We start from the raw sequence: 14967 nt of genomic DNA on the forward strand, positions 1-14967 counted from the left end.
CCGTGGCTGCCCCGGATTTGCCCGCAGACAGGGCTGAAGGCAACACTCCTGCCCCGACGCGGCCGCTCATCATGCGCTACGCCGCGCGCTCCGACGTCGGACGTGTCCGCGCGAAGAACGACGACTCCGCGTATGTGGGCCGCCATCTCGCCGTCGTCGCCGACGGCATGGGCGGACATGCCGGCGGCGACGTGGCTTCAGCCGCCACGGTGCTGGACATGATCCATCTCGACACGGATGACTACGACGGCGACGCCGGAACCGTCCTGGCCGATGAGATCCAGACCGCCAATTCACTGCTCTCCGAACTCGTCCACATCAATCCCAAGCTGGCCGGCATGGGAACCACCGTCACGGCGCTCCTGCTGGCCGAGGGCAAACTGCACTTCGCCCACATTGGCGATTCCCGGGCCTACCGGCTGCGCAACGGCGAATTCGAACAGGTCAGCGTGGACCACACCTTCGTGCAGCGCCTCATCGACGAAGGCCGGCTCCGGCCCGAGGAGGCGGAAACACATCCGCACAAGAACGTCCTGATGCGCGTGCTCGGCGACGTCGACGCCAGCCCGGAACTGGACTTGGACACTCTTGACGTCGAACCGGGTGAGCGCTGGCTGCTTTGTTCCGACGGATTGAATTACGTGGCGGGCCACGTCGTGGAGCGCACCGTCCGCGAGACCAGGAACCTGCGCGAATGCGTCGAGCTGCTGGTCGATCTCACCCTTGAGGCCGGCGCTCCGGACAACGTCACGGTCGTGATGCTGGAAATCGCCGAACAGACCACCGATGACGTCCGCACCGCAGCGGTCGAGGTTGTCCCGGCCCCCTCGTCCTCCACCGTGACCGCGACCGTGTCCGAGAACACCCCGCGGCGATCCGGGAGCACCTTTGGGGCAGCGAAGACTATCGAAGCGCCCCGGAACACCGGCGACACCACAGTTGCCGCGGGCACCGGCGAGGCAGCAGCCCCGGAACCGTCCAAGGCCGCGGAACCGACGGCAGATGCCGGCTCCGGGGATGACAAACCGGCCGGCAGCGACTCCGATCAGGCAGAACCCGCAACTTCCACGGATCCGCACCTGGGTGAGCATCTTTCTGCCGAGGTGCTCCGCGAGGAACTTGCCGGCCGCCCGCACGAACTCGTAGGCGCTGCGGCCGCTGCCGCGGAATCCGGTTCCATCCCCACCATCGCGGGGCGCACCATGGCCCGGCGGGCAGCCACCGTGCTGACCCACAAGTCGGAGCAAGCGCGGGAAGAGGCCGAGGAGTACAAGCCGGCCGGCCGGCCCCACCGCTGGGTGACAGTCGCCATCGCCGCGTCCATCGCGACACTGATCACGGTGGGTCTCTGGCTCGGCTATGCCTGGACCCAGACGCGTTACTACATCGGGGAGCACAACCAGCACGTGGCCATCTTCAACGGGGTCTCCCAGCGCCTGGGGCCCATCCAGCTTTCCACCCTCGAAGCGGAGACAGATATCCGGATGTCAGATCTCCCCGAATTCTCCCAGCAGCGGGTGCGCCAGACCGTGCCGGCCCGGGATCTCTATGACGCCCAGCGCATCGTGAAGAACCTGGAACGCACCGGCACCACCGCTCCCGCGGACGAGTGCATCACCCCGTCGCCGTCCCCGTCCGCTGCCACGCCGACAGGGACAGCGAGCCCCAAAGCCACGGCCAGTCCCAAAGCTACGGCGAGCCCGAAAGCCACGGCGAGCCCTGGCGCAGCCGGTTCACCCTCACCCTCACCCTCGCCCACCGCGCCGATCTGCGAGGCGGGCCAATGACACCTATCGATCCAACCCCCAAGCCGCGCCGGAACATCGAACTGGTCCTCCTGGCGCTGGCCCTCGCCGTCGGCATCGGCGCGAATGCCCTGGTAGGCGTGGACAAACAGAAGGCGTTCGACGCTGATTTCTGGTTCCAATCGAGCCTGCTGGCCGCAGCGGCCCTCGCCTTCCACGTCGTGCTGCGCTTCCGGGCCAAATATGCCGACCCAGTAATACTTCCGCTGGTGGTGGCCCTCAATGGGCTTGGCCTGGCCATGATCCACCGGCTGGACCGTGTCGGGGAAGACACGGGCAACAACCAGCTGCGGTGGACCTTGGTCGCGATGGCTGTCTCGATCGCCGTTATCTGGTTCCTCAAGGACCACCGGATCCTCCGCCGTTTCACCTACATCTCCCTGGCAGTCAGCGCAGTTCTCCTGATTCTTCCGCTGGTTCCCGGCATATCGGCCGGTGAGATCCTCGGTGCGCGGGTGTGGATCAAGTTCGGCTCCATGACTTTCCAGCCCGGTGAGATCGCCAAGATCACCCTCGCCATATTCTTCGCCGGGTATCTTTCCTCCAACCGGGACCTCATCCTGCTGGCCGGGCGGAAAGTCGGCCCCATCCAGTTCCCCCGGTTCAAGGACATGGGTCCCATGATCGCCGCCTGGCTGGTGAGCATCGGCGTCCTGATCTTCCAGCGGGACCTGGGCTCCTCGATCCTGTTCTTCGGTCTCTTCCTCGTCATGATCTACGTGGCCACAAGCCGGATCAGCTGGGTGATTATCGGCGTCGGGCTCATTGCGGCCGGCGGATTCGTCGCCTCCCGCGTCTTCTCCCACGTCGCGCTTCGGATTGATGGCTGGCTCAACGCCTTCACCGACGAGGTTTACGGACGGGAGTTCGGCGGCAGCCTGCAGATCGTGGAAGGCCTCTTCGGCATGGCCAACGGTGGGCTGGTAGGCACCGGCCTCGGTCAGGGACGACCCAACCTCGTTCCGTTCGCCAACAGCGACATGATCATTGCCTCCTTCGGTGAGGAACTGGGCCTGATTGGGCTGTTCGCGATCGTCCTGATGTACCTGCTGCTCTTCACCCGGGGCTTCCGCGCAGCGCTCGGCACCCGGGACGCCTTCGGGAAGCTGCTGGCCACCGGGCTCTCGTTCGCCATCGCGCTGCAGTGCTTCGTGGTGATCGGCGGCGTCACGCGGCTCATTCCGCTCACGGGCCTCACCACCCCGTTCCTCGCCGCTGGCGGCTCCTCGCTGCTGGCAAACTGGATCATCGTCGGACTGCTGCTGCTGATTTCGCATTCGGCCCGCGGCCCGGTGGACACCACCCCGCTGGCTCCAGGCGAGGAACCCGACGGACAGAAAGTAACCCCTGCAATGCCTTCGAAGCCGGCCGCCCTTCCCGGAAGTGGACGGACGAATCCGGACGCTCCCACCGAGGCGGTGAAACTGTGAATCAAGCCATTCGCAACTCGTGGATCGCCGCGATCGCCATGTTCGTGCTGATCTTCGGCGCCCTGAGCTACGTGCAGGTAATCGGTGCGGACGATCTTGAGGCCAATGCCTGGAACAAGCGCACCCTCCTGCAGAACTATTGCAACGACCGCGGAGCGATTATCGTCGGCGGCAAACCGGTGGCGGAGTCCGTGCCTGCCGCGGAAACCTGCATGTTCCAGCGCACCTACACGCAGCCGGAGCCGTATGCCGGGATCACCGGCTACTTCTCCCGGAGCTTCGGCGTCACCGGGCTGGAAAAGACGATGAACCAGGAGCTTGCAGGCAGCTCCGACCAGCAGTTCCTGGACCGGATCGGCCAGCTCTTCCTGGGTAACCAGCCCAAGGGAGCCTCCGTCGAACTCACGCTCGATCCAGAGATCCAGAAGCTCGCATTCGACCTCATACCGGACGGCCAGCGCGGATCGATCGTGGTGACCAACCCGAAGACCGGCGAGATCATCGCCATGGTGTCCAAGCCCTCCTATGACCCCAACCTGATCGCCACCCAAGACCCGGTGGCCGAGGCCGCCAACTTCGCCGAGCTGAACAAGGTGCCCGGGATCAACCTGAACCAGAACGTCAGCGGACCCACCGGGGAACTGCTGGCCCCGGGATCCGTCTTCAAGATCATCGACACGTCCGCGGCGCTGAAATCGGGAAAGTACAACAAGGACAGCATTCTGCCCAACCCGGCCGAAATGTCGTTCCCGGGGATCGACTACACGCTGCCCAACTACGCCGGCGGCAACTGCTACACCCGCGATACCGCGACTTTTGCCTTCGCCCTGCAGCAGTCTTGCAACACGCCGTTCGCCAGCATCGCCCTGGATCTGAACCAGAAGGCTATTGCGGATGAGGCGTCTAAGTTCGGCTTCGGGCAGGACTTTGGCGACCAGCTGAAGCTGGACTCCGCCCCGAGTTTCTTCCCCGAGGAAGAGCTGGATGACGCCAGCCTGGCGCAGTCCTCGATCGGCCAGCGGGACGTCCGCGCCACGCCGCTCCAGATCAACCAGATGACCGCCGCGATCGCCAATGACGGGGTGCAGATGAAGCCGAGCCTGATCAAGGCCGTACGCTCCCCGGACTTGCGGCCGATCAGCGAGCCGGAACCCCAGGTCCTGCGCACCTCCACCACGCCGGAGATTGCCCGGCAGATCAACGAGTGGATGGTCAGCGTCGTCAGTGAAGGCATCGGCCGCGGCGCGGCCGTGCCGGGCGTCCCGGTGGCCGGCAAGACCGGCACCGCAGAGCTCGGCAACGGCCTGAACAACTCATGGTTTACCGGGTTCGCCCCGGCGAATGACCCGCAGGTGGCTGTGACTATCGTCATGGAGGGCGTAGACATCACCACCGGCGCACAGCTAACCAGTCCGAATGCGAAGAAGATTTTTGAGGCGGTGTTGAATAAGTGAGGCCTTCATCAGGAATCACCCTCGGCGGCAGATTCCAGCTGACCACGCGCATTGCGATCGGCGGCATGGGAGAAGTCTGGAAAGCCAAAGACCTGATCCTTGGCCGCATCGTCGCCATTAAGGTGCTCAAGGAGGAGTACACGGGCGACCCCGGCTTCCTCCAGCGGTTCCGCGCCGAGGCCCGCCACACCGCGCTCCTCAACCATGTGGGCATCGCCAACGTCTTCGACTACGGCGAGGAAGAGGGTTCCGCCTACCTGGTCATGGAGCTTGTCCCGGGCCAGCCGCTGAGCAGCATCATCGAACACGAACAGGTGCTGTCCCCGGACCGCACCCTGTCCATGATCGCCCAGACGGCGCGCGCCCTCTCGGTCGCCCATGCGCAGGGCCTCGTCCACCGCGACATCAAGCCCGGCAACCTCCTGATCACCCCGGACGGCCGCGTCAAGGTCACGGACTTCGGCATCGCCCGCCTGGCGGACCAGGTCCCGCTCACGCAGACCGGCCAGGTGATGGGCACTGCCCAGTATCTGGCCCCGGAACAGGCCACCGGCCAGTTGGCCACCGGCGCCTCGGACATTTACGCCCTCGGCGTGATCGGCTATGAGTGCCTCACCGGGCACCGTCCATTCTCCGGCGAATCCCAGATCGCCATCGCGCTGGCTCAGGTCAACGATGCTCCGCCGCCGCTGCCGGAAACCCTGCCGAAGCCGGTCCGCGCCCTGCTGATGTCCATGCTGGCGAAGGATCCCAAGAACCGCCCGGCCGACGCCCTCAAACTGTCCGAGGCCGCCGAGGCCATCCGCAACGGTGACATCGCCGCAGCGCACGCCGCCGTTCCGGGCATGCTGCTCTTTGAGCAGGCGACCGGCCCCATCACGGCGCCGGTGGACGTCCCAACGGCAGCGACCGGTGTGATTAGCGGCGCGGACCGGACGACGTCAGCGACGTCGGCTTTGCCTGTGGTGGGCGCTGCCGGCGCCGGCGCCGGCGCCGCGGCGGGGCTGGCTGCCGGAGCAGCCGCCGCCAGCGCGTACGGAGCCCGCAACACGCTGTCGCGGGCCGATGCCCTCGCCGCGGAACGCGATTGGGAGCAGGAGGACGACGGCGACTACGACGAGCCGGCCGAAGAGCCCGAAAAACGCGGCCGCAGCCCCTGGACGTGGCCTCTGATCGCACTGATACTGCTGGTGCTGTTCTCGCTGGTGGGTATTGTGCTGACCCAGGCCGGAATCCTGTTCCCGGAGACGCCTGCGAGCAGCAGCGCGGCCACCACCACCAGCGCGAAGCCGACCACCACCAAAGCCTCGCCCACCTCCAGCAGCCCAAGCCCCACCAGCAGCTCCGCGACGCCGACCCAGTCCACGCCTGCCGCGATCAACCTGATTCCGGAAGAGTACTTGGGCAAGCAATACAACGACGTCCGCAGCGCGCTGATCGGCCTGGGGCTGACTGTCGACGGCGCCGAGGTCTTCAACGACGCCGCTCCCGGGACCGTCGTCGACATCAACCCGTCCGGGCCTGTCCAGCCGGGTGACACCATCACCGTGAGCTACTCCAAGGGCCCGGAAACCAAGGCCCCGGAGACGGTACCGGTACCGACGTTGCAGTCCGGAGCCAGCGAAAAAGCGGTCCAGAAGGCCATTGAGGATGCGGGACTGCGCTGGTCCAAGGGGGCCGACGTCGATCCGGCGAATGGCGAGGAAGCCGGCACGTTCGTCAGCTCCGAGCCCGCTTCGGGTAGCGATGTGCCTGCCGGCTCCGTCGTCACGTACCACCTGGCCAAGGCCCCCGCCGCGGAGCCCAGCCCGAGTCCAACGGGAACGTAGCCACCGTGCCCAATTCACCCCGCACCCCATCGCACCGGGAGGACCGCGGCCCCGTGAACACCCAGCGCGTCCTCAGCGGGCGCTATGAGCTGGGTGAGCTGATCGGACGCGGCGGCATGGCCGACGTCTTCCGCGGCCTGGACACGCGTCTAGGACGCACTGTGGCGGTCAAACTGCTGCGTCCGGACCTGGCCAGGGACCCCCAGTTCCAGGCCAGGTTTAAACGCGAGGCGCAGGCAGTGGCCGCGCTGAACCATCCCTCGATCGTTGCCATCTACGACACCGGGGACCACGCCGTCCCTGGGGACCACGAAGACACCGTCCGGGTGCCGTACATCGTGATGGAATTCGTCTCCGGGAAGACAATCCGGGACATGATCAGGGCCAAAGACGTCAGCATCGACCAGGCGATCGACTTCACGCTGGGCGTGCTCGCCGCCTTGGACTACAGCCACAAAGCCGGCATTGTCCACCGCGACATCAAACCGGCCAACGTGATGTTCTGCCCGGAATCCAACAGCGTGAAGGTCATGGACTTCGGGATTGCCCGAGCCATGGCGGACTCCGCCGCCACCATGACCCAGACACAGGCCGTGGTGGGGACCGCCCAATACCTCTCCCCGGAACAGGCCCGCGGCGAGACTGTTGACGCCCGGAGCGATCTCTATTCGGCAGGCTGCCTTCTCTACGAGATGCTGGCCGGCAGACCGCCCTTCATCGGCGACAGCCCGGTTTCCGTGGCCTACCAGCACGTGCGCGAGATCCCGGAACTGGTGAGCAGCCTGAACCCGGATGTCTCCGAGGCGCTGGACAGCGTGCTGATGAAGGCGCTGCAGAAGAACCGCGCGGACCGCTTCCAGGACGCCGCAGCATTCCGCCGTGCCCTCCGGGCCGCGCGGAGCGGCGTCGGAGTGGTCCCCCCGGCGGCCAGCGAAGCGGCGACCGATCCCCAGGACACGGTTCCGACGCCGGATACCGCCCCGACGGCGGCTTTCTCGGTTACCGGCGCCAAGTTCCTCGACGAAAATCCGACCGGCCGGCTACGTCCCGCGCTGGAGGACCCGGCCGATGATGACAACGCGCTGACGGCGCAGGGCGACGTCTACGGTGCCGAGGATACCGGCAGCCTTCCGCTGGTCCTGCCTCCCGAACGCGAGGACACCCCGCGTCAGAAGTCCCGCCGTCGGACGTGGATTGCCACCTTGGTGATCCTCACCGTCCTGGTGTTGGCAGGAGGCGGCCTGTGGCTTTACAACATGATGAACCAGGCGCCGCCGCCCGTGGCCAAGGTGCTGGTGCCGTCGGTGACGTCGCTGACCGAGACTGAAGCGCTCCAGAGGCTCTACAATGCGGGGCTGAAACCGCAGCTCAGCCGGCTGCAGCACGAGACCATCGCCAAGGGCGTGGCCGTGGGCACTGTCCCGGCCGAGGGGAGCTCACTGGATCCGAACTCGGATATCACCCTCAATATCTCCGAAGGCCCCAGTGTCATCGCCATCCCCGCGGACCTGCCCGGGCGCACCGAGGCGGCCGCCCGTGATGTGTTGCGCCAGAAAGGACTCGCCGGAGCACCGGGGACCACCATGGCCAACAGCCCCACGGTCCCGGCCGGGATCGTGATCACGACCAAACCGGCACCGGGTCAGAACGTGGCACCGGGCAGCACGGTGGAAATTATCGTGTCCACCGGCAAGGTGGCCGTTCCGCAGCTGGTTGGCCTCCCGCGCGCGGACGCTGAGGCCGCGCTGAAGGCTCTGGGCCTTGGCATGAACGCCACGGACGTCGAGAACTCCCAGGTGGAACCGGGAAAGGTCACTGGACAGGCCGACGCTGCGGAGTCGCTGGTGGAACAAGGCAAAACCGTCGCCGTGACAGTTGCCAAGGCTCCCGCGCCTCCGCCGTCCCCAAGCCCCACCCCCACGCCGACCCCGACGTCCACCAGGGGCGACAACGACCGGGACCGCAACAACTAAGTCTCCCTTGGCGGGCGTCCCCGCTAGTGCTTGATGAGCGGGCTCAGCGCCGAGGCGCGCTGCGCCGCGCCGGCCATGCCCAGGGACTCGAGCCAGTTGCCGAGCATTTGGTAGCCGCCTTCCGTGAGCACCGACTCCGGGTGGAACTGCACCCCGCAGAGGGGCGCGGTGCGGTGTTGGAGGCCCATAACAACGCCGCTCGCCGTCTCGGCGGTGATCTCCAGGACCTCCGGGATGCTCTCCCGGACGGCAGCGAGGGAGTGGTAGCGGGTCGCCGTGAAGGGCGACGGCAGCCCGGCAAAGACACTGCCGCCGCGGTGCTCCACGAGGGACGTTTTACCGTGCATTAGCTCGGGCGCGTGCGTGACTGTTCCGCCGTAGGCCTCGGCCAGCGCCTGGTGGCCCAGGCAGACACCCAACATCGGTTTGTTGTGGCGGCCGCACCACTTGATCAGCTCGATGCAGACCCCCGCCCCGGCGGGGTTTCCGGGACCCGGGGAGATGAGGACGCCGTCGCGCACTTCTGCGAGCTCGATCGCCTCGGCCAGGGTGACGTCGTCGTTGCGGACCACCGTGGTCTCCGCACCGAGTTCCTGGAGATATCCCACCAGGGTGTACACAAAGCTGTCGTAGTTGTCGACGACGAGGATTTTGGTTGTGCTCATGGCCTTGCTGAACCAATCGTTGAATCAGTGAACTGGGTGAATTGTGCCATCCAGGGAAAAAGGAACTGAACCATCAATACCAGCACGCCTGCGGCCAACACCAGCGCGGTGGCAATGCGAAGCCACAGGGGACCGGGCAAATGCCGGAAGATCCAGGCGTACACGGCTTAGCCCTCCCCGGAGGCGCGTTGGACCTGGCCGGCGATCTCCGGCGGGGGACCCGCCGACGTCGGTTGCCAGTGTTCCAGCAGCGAGTAGGCGACGATCCGTTCCTGGGAGCCGAACCGCGGATTGCAGCTGGTCATCGTGAAGTAGCGCTCCGTGGGGGTGGCCACCGGCTGCGTCGGCACCGGGAGCAGGACGTCCGTCCTGGCCGGAAGGACAACTTCGCTGTTCCGGAAGCTGTACACGTAGTAGCCGTCACGGGTCTGGATGTAGATCCGGTCCCCGGGAACCAGGGCGTCGATGTTGTCCAGGACCGCTCCATGGGTCTGCCGGTGGCCCGCCACCGCCACGTTGCCCACGGCGCCCGGCATGGCGGTTCCCTCATAATGCCCCAGACCGAGTGAGTCCAGCACGGCCGGGGTGGTTCCCTGGATCAGGGGCCGGGTGTAATCCGCACCGAACCTCGGAACATAGACAATGCCGATCGTCGAGCCCGCACCGGGTTCCGCGGCGACCTTCGGCAAACCGTGGTCGGTATCGGATGAGCCGGCGGGCGCAGCCGGGAGGTCACGGGCGAATTCGCTGATGACGGCACGCTGCCGGACATCCGCTGCCAGGTTGGTCCACCACAGCTGCCAGGCGATAAAGAGGAACACGACTACGCCGGCGGTGATGAGCAGCTCACCCAGTACCTGGACGATGCGGAAGGAAATTCCGGCGCGGCGGGTCGACCCGGCAGCGGAATTCTCCTGCAGCTGCAGCACGTGGCCTCTCCTCCCGGACGTTCGCGGCGGACACCACTGTGGCCTGAACTACAGCTAGAATTGGCTCCGAATAAGAACTCAACCATGACCAAGAGCGCGCTGACCGCCGGTGGATTCCTCTTGCAGGATATCAAGCCAGGGTCCCGCTCCTGTTCCAGCCGTCTAGGAGGACCCGTGCCCGAGTCAAAGCGCCGCAAAAAGGCGAACCACGCAACGCCGCAGACTTCCGCCGCGCAGGCCTACAAACCCAACCCGGTCTGGTTCAAACCGGTGATGTTCGGTCTGATGATCATCGGCCTCCTGTGGATCATCACGTTCTACATCAGCGAAGGCACCCTTCCTGTCGCCGCCTGGGGATCCGCGAACATCATTGCCGGCTTTGGGATCGCCATCATCGGCTTCCTGATGACCACCCGCTGGCGCTCCTGACACCAGCAGCAACAGATGAAAGGCCGGTACACCGCGGGTGCCGGCCTTTTGCGTTAACTCGAGGCCCTGACGGGCCGATAATGCAGGGACATACGAGCGAAGGAACCTCAATGGATGCGGCAGTAACCGGTGCGGTAATCGGCGACGACGGCCTGGCACGGCCCCCGTGGGCGGCGGTTGATCCGAGGCTGCGCGAGTACTACGACACCGAGTGGGGGTTGCCGGTCCGCGATGAACAGGGACTGTACGAGCGCATCAGCCTCGAGGCGTTCCAGGCCGGCCTGTCCTGGGCCACGATCTTGCGGAAACGGCCGGCGTTCCGCGCCGCCTTCCACGATTTCCATCCCGACACTGTCGCCGCTTACACGGACGCGGATGTTGACCGTCTCCTCCTCGACGCCGGCATCGTTCGCAACCGACTGAAGATCCGGGCCGCCATCACCAACGCCCAGGCCACCATTGCGCTGAGGGACGACGGCGGACTGGTTGACTTCGTCTGGGCCTTCCAACCGGAGTCCACGCCCAGCCCAACCTCGCACGAAGAAATTCCCACCAGCTCCGCGGAGTCCATTGCCCTGTCCAAAGCCCTGCGGAAAAGGGGTTTCGCGTTCGTCGGGCCCACCACGATGTTTGCCCTGATGGAAGCGATCGGCATGATCGACACGCACCTGCTCGACAGCCACCGGCGGGGCACCTCAGGCATCTGGCCCCGCTGACGCCGCACTCCTGGGCACACGTGTGCACAACTACGCCCAGAGTTATCCACAGTGTGGATAACTCCAGGAGCCTTTACCCCCGCGGGTCCAGCGTTCCCGCGCGTGGTGGCCCCCGTCAACGGATCCGCCGCAAGTTCTTCCGTGGACTTTCACGGGCGTGAGTTATTAACAGTGTGGATTCCCTGTGGATAAGTTCAGTGGCGGAACGCCGGCACCGGATTCGTCATCCGCAGCGCGCGATTTCCGGGTGGGTTCGCTCCACTTGTGCTCCGTGGCCGGGTTATCCACTTAACAACACTCCGGTACCCACAACTTATCCACAGGTGGGGATAACCGTCCGATGCGAATGCTCCGGACACACTACTCAGGCCTTCTGGCGGCAATTTTGCCGGAAAAACTTGGAGCAACAAGTTATTAACACTGTGAACAACCCTGTTGAAATCAGATTTGAGCCCTGCGCCAGGATCGTCGCGGAGCGAGCGGCCCCGCCGCTTTCCCCACAGTCCGCCGCGCGGTCGCTGGCTGGCTGCGTTCTCCGACCGGGGTTGTCCACTTAACCACAGGGTCGCCCACAGGACTTTTCCACAATTGTGGAGATCCTGGAGGGCGCCAGCCGGAAATCGCCAGTTGTGGCCCTCAGATCAGGGACGATGGCATGAACTACAGGCATGTAAGTTACCAACAGTGTGGATAACACCTGTGGACAACTTTCTGCGCGTCCGCACGCAGTGCCTCTTTTGGGCCGCGAAGGAGCTTGGTGGCCGCCACGCGGAAGGATGCGCAGGGCACGATGTGCTGTGGATAACAGGCAATGGCTGTGGGTAACGGTTTCACCCGCGGCGCGCCCGGGCCTTTAGGCGTCTGGAGGAGGCCCCGCGAGTCTGCCCCGGCCCGACGCTCCAGCCCAGTTGCTTCCACCCTCACGCCGGGGTATCTGCGGCATTCCGGGGTTCTCACAAGCTGCCGCGTCTTCAAACAGCGAGCAACTGGGCAGGAACGTCGTAACGGGGGCGGGGAACGGATGGGGAAGTGCCCACGAGGGCCTGGTGGCCGCACGGAAGGGTCCCGTGGTCAGCGGCGCCAGCGAAGGACCTTAAAGTGCCACGAGCGGCGGGGCGCCGGTAGGGAAGGTCGCAGGGTCAGGTGCTGGCGACGCGGAGGGCCGAGACTGCGATCAGCAGGACCAAAACCAGCACCAGGCCGCCGGCCTGCAGCAGGCCCTGACGCGGTCCGCGGGGCGTGTAGGCCAGGACGGCCGCACACAGTGCACCTGTGACCGCACCACCAAGGTGGGCCTGCCAGGCGATCGATGGCACCACGAAGCCGATGACGCCATTAATAATGATCAGCACCCAGAGCTGCCGGGTATCGCCGCCGCGGCGCCGCTGGACCACCAGCATGGCACCGAAAAGCCCGAAGATAGCGCCCGAAGCTCCTACAACACCGCTCAGCGGCTGGCCCGGGACGTACGCAGGCGTCAACAGGAGGTAGCCGACTGATCCGCCGAGGGCCGACAGCAAATACACCGCGAGGAAACGGATTCGTCCCAGGAGCGGCTCAAGCGCCTGGCCAAACATCCACAGCATGTACATGTTGAGCACGATGTGGAGGATGAAACCCTGGGAATGCAGGAAAGCCGACGTCACCATCCGCCAGGGTTCGAAGACCCCGTACTCCGGGGAGGCATAGACCGTGGCAAAGGCCAGGTTTTGGTAGATCCCGTCGTTGGGAATCAGCCACTGGAAAACAAAGACCAGGGCACAGAGGGCGATGAGGGTATAGGTGACCACGGGCTTGCCGGTGGTCACGGTGCCGCCGTAGACGGTCTTGACGTCCGGCGTCGTACGTTTTGTTTCGTTGACACAGTCAACGCACTGGAATCCGACGGCGGCCGCCCGCTGGCAGTCGGGGCACGCAGGGCGCCCGCACCGCTGGCAACGCACATAGGCGGGCCGGTCCGGGTGCCGGGGGCACACCGGGATCTGCGCGGACGGCTCTGCCGCCGGAATTCCGTAGCTCATGCGCTGGGGTTAGAGCTTTTCTACGCTGATGCTCTTGATGGTGACGTCCTCGACCGGGCGGTCGCCCATTCCGGTGCGGACACCTTCAATGGCGTCAACGACCTTCTTGGAGTCATCGTCCGCCACTTCGCCGAAGATGCTGTGCTTGCCCTGCAGCCAGCCGGTGGGAATGGTGGTGATGAAGAACTGCGAGCCGTTGGTGCCGCGGCCCATCTGGATGCCGGCGTTCGCCATGGCCAGTTTGTACGGTTCGTTGAAGGTCAGTTCCGGGTGGATCTCATCGTCGAACTTGTAGCCCGGTCCGCCCACGCCACGGCCCAGGGGATCGCCCGCCTGGATCATGAAGTCCTTGATGATGCGGTGGAAGATGGTGCCGTCATACAGCGGCGTCCCGGTCTTGTCCTCGCCGGACTCCGGGTGGGTCCAGGCCTTCTCGCCCGTGGCCAGGCCGACGAAGTTGTCGACGGTCTTGGGGGCGTGGTTGCCGAAGAGGTTGACGACAATGTCGCCCATGCTCGTGTGGATGGTTGCTTTTGCGGTTGCGATGGCAGTCATAGGCCTATTCTTCCATGGCAGGCCAGTGCGCACAGGGCCCGCCCGCCAGTTCCGCGCTGGGTGAAATCCGCCCAAAATCGGCCTGAAGAATAGCCGGTGGGGTCCCGGACACGTAGGCTAACAGCAGAACCGTCACATTAATCGGGAGGTAGTTGTGAAGAAAACGGATCGTATTGCCCGTGAGCTGGAGTACTCGGTCAGCACAGGGGTAGAGAACGCCAAGGACTGGGCAAGCCCGCGGGTTGAGGCAGCAGTCAACTGGGCCGTTCCGCGTCTGCAGCAGGGCCTGGATACCGCTTCTCCCAAGATCCAGGAGGGGCTCAAGTCGGCGGCCTACAACCTCGCCGACAGCGTCGCGACGGTAACCCCGCGCCTCCAGGACGGGCTCGCCCACCTCGCACCAAAAATCAACGACGCCGTCGAGGGCGCCACCCCGCGCCTGCACGAAGCGCTGGACAAGGCAACCCCGGTGATCGCCAACGCCCGTGACCGGGTGGTCGTTGAATACCTGCCAAAGCTCTCGACCCAGATCGGCCAGGCGTCCGACGCCGTGCACCGCACGCTTGAGGGCGCTCCGGCCCACGTCGACGCCGTTGCGCAGAAGCTCAGTGACGCAGGGATCATCCACGCCGTCCAGGAGCAGGCGAAGACCGCTGGCAGCCACGTCAAAGTTGCTGCGAAAAAGGCTGGCAAGGCCGTCAACATCGAGGCAGCAAAGCCGCAGAAGTCCAAGCACCGCGGGTGGCTGATCTTCGGCATCATCGCCGCGGCTGCTGCCGCCGCGGCTGCCGCATGGAAGGCTTCCAAGCCGGTCGAGGATCCCTGGAAGACCCCGGCTCCCGTGACGCCCGCCCCCGTTCCGGCCACCACCGTCAACGAGGTCAAGGATTCCGTTAAGGAAGCTGCCGGCAAGGCCGGCGCGGCAACGGTCGCCGCAGCGGACGCCGTCGCGGATGTTTCGGGTGATCTCGCCAAGTCCACCGATGAGGCAGCTGACACGGCTAAGCATGCGGCGGAGGACGCCGTCGAGGACATCAAGGACGCCTCCGCCAAGGTTGCCACCGATGCGAAGACCGCGGTCCGGAACATCGCCGCCAGCCGGAACAACGGTTCGGACAAGAACACCGGCGCCTAGAGAGCGTCCAGGTTTCCTTCGGGAAG

Annotated in this window: 12 protein-coding genes; 8 read left to right on the top strand and 4 right to left on the bottom strand. The window is 65.5% G+C overall.

Annotated features, from left to right (window positions below):
* Window positions 1–2: 2 nt before the first annotated feature.
* Genes AC6EUH_RS09980 through pknB form a run of 5 tightly spaced genes read left to right on the top strand, consistent with a single transcriptional unit; the run spans window position 3 to window position 8491 of the window.
* Entirely contained in the window at window positions 3–1787 is a 1785-nt protein-coding gene (locus AC6EUH_RS09980; RefSeq protein ID WP_499738527.1) for a PP2C family protein-serine/threonine phosphatase, read from the top strand.
* Window positions 1784–3235, top strand: coding sequence for an FtsW/RodA/SpoVE family cell cycle protein (locus tag AC6EUH_RS09985; protein ID WP_056428679.1), 1452 nt, complete (start codon window positions 1784–1786; stop codon window positions 3233–3235). Before AC6EUH_RS09980 ends, AC6EUH_RS09985 begins: the two co-directional genes overlap by 4 nt.
* The gene (locus tag AC6EUH_RS09990) at window positions 3232–4689 is read left to right on the top strand and encodes a peptidoglycan D,D-transpeptidase FtsI family protein (RefSeq protein WP_056428682.1); all 1458 of its coding nucleotides are present in this window, start codon (window positions 3232–3234) and stop codon (window positions 4687–4689) included. Before AC6EUH_RS09985 ends, AC6EUH_RS09990 begins: the two co-directional genes overlap by 4 nt.
* Window positions 4686–6518, top strand: a complete 1833-nt coding sequence (locus AC6EUH_RS09995) for a protein kinase domain-containing protein (protein WP_499738528.1) — start codon at window positions 4686–4688, stop codon at window positions 6516–6518. The genes AC6EUH_RS09990 and AC6EUH_RS09995 overlap by 4 nt, the downstream gene beginning before the upstream one ends.
* Window positions 6519–6523: 5 nt before the next feature.
* Window positions 6524–8491, top strand: a complete 1968-nt coding sequence (pknB, locus tag AC6EUH_RS10000) for a Stk1 family PASTA domain-containing Ser/Thr kinase (protein ID WP_056428689.1) — start codon at window positions 6524–6526, stop codon at window positions 8489–8491.
* 23 nt (window positions 8492–8514) lie between these two features.
* Here pknB and AC6EUH_RS10005 read toward each other — a convergent pair whose 3' ends face one another.
* Complete coding sequence (locus AC6EUH_RS10005; protein WP_056428692.1) at window positions 8515–9156, bottom strand: aminodeoxychorismate/anthranilate synthase component II; 642 nt, start codon at window positions 9154–9156, stop codon at window positions 8515–8517.
* Between the two features lie 167 nt (window positions 9157–9323).
* Window positions 9324–10082 (bottom strand): class E sortase, encoded by a 759-nt coding sequence (locus AC6EUH_RS10010; RefSeq protein WP_499738593.1) that lies wholly within the window; start codon window positions 10080–10082, stop codon window positions 9324–9326.
* A 177-nt stretch (window positions 10083–10259) separates the two neighbouring features.
* Between AC6EUH_RS10010 and AC6EUH_RS10015 the strand changes: the two genes are divergently transcribed.
* Together AC6EUH_RS10015 and AC6EUH_RS10020 are read left to right on the top strand one after the other, a co-directional pair.
* Window positions 10260–10514, top strand: a complete 255-nt coding sequence (locus AC6EUH_RS10015) for a cell division protein CrgA (RefSeq protein WP_056428697.1) — start codon at window positions 10260–10262, stop codon at window positions 10512–10514.
* A gap of 110 nt (window positions 10515–10624) precedes the next feature.
* A complete protein-coding gene (locus tag AC6EUH_RS10020; RefSeq protein ID WP_056428700.1) occupies window positions 10625–11230 on the top strand; it encodes a DNA-3-methyladenine glycosylase I in 606 nt (201 codons plus the stop codon).
* 1139 nt (window positions 11231–12369) lie between these two features.
* Here the strand turns inward: AC6EUH_RS10020 and AC6EUH_RS10025 are convergent.
* Together AC6EUH_RS10025 and AC6EUH_RS10030 are read right to left on the bottom strand one after the other, a co-directional pair.
* Window positions 12370–13251 (bottom strand): rhomboid family intramembrane serine protease, encoded by an 882-nt coding sequence (locus AC6EUH_RS10025; RefSeq protein WP_056428703.1) that lies wholly within the window; start codon window positions 13249–13251, stop codon window positions 12370–12372.
* 9 nt (window positions 13252–13260) lie between these two features.
* Window positions 13261–13806 carry a peptidylprolyl isomerase gene (locus AC6EUH_RS10030; protein WP_056428705.1) on the bottom strand — a complete coding sequence of 182 codons (546 nt, stop codon included), beginning with the start codon at window positions 13804–13806 and terminating at the stop codon, window positions 13261–13263.
* Between the two features lie 154 nt (window positions 13807–13960).
* On the opposite strand from AC6EUH_RS10030, the gene AC6EUH_RS10035 reads away from it, so the two are divergent.
* Window positions 13961–14941, top strand: a complete 981-nt coding sequence (locus AC6EUH_RS10035; protein ID WP_056428709.1) for a hypothetical protein — start codon at window positions 13961–13963, stop codon at window positions 14939–14941.
* Window positions 14942–14967: the final 26 nt, after the last annotated feature.

The organism is Arthrobacter sp. 001422645 (assembly GCF_059816125.1).

Excerpts from the sequence above, each read along its gene's own strand:
- AC6EUH_RS09985 (WP_056428679.1), top strand. The coding sequence starts at position 1,784 with ATGACACCTATCGATCCAACCCCCAAGCCGCGCCGGAACATCGAACTG.
- AC6EUH_RS10005 (WP_056428692.1), bottom strand. The coding sequence starts at position 9,156 with ATGAGCACAACCAAAATCCTCGTCGTCGACAACTACGACAGCTTTGTG.
- AC6EUH_RS10020 (WP_056428700.1), top strand. The coding sequence starts at position 10,625 with ATGGATGCGGCAGTAACCGGTGCGGTAATCGGCGACGACGGCCTGGCA.
- AC6EUH_RS10025 (WP_056428703.1), bottom strand. The coding sequence starts at position 13,251 with ATGAGCTACGGAATTCCGGCGGCAGAGCCGTCCGCGCAGATCCCGGTG.
- AC6EUH_RS10030 (WP_056428705.1), bottom strand. The coding sequence starts at position 13,806 with ATGACTGCCATCGCAACCGCAAAAGCAACCATCCACACGAGCATGGGC.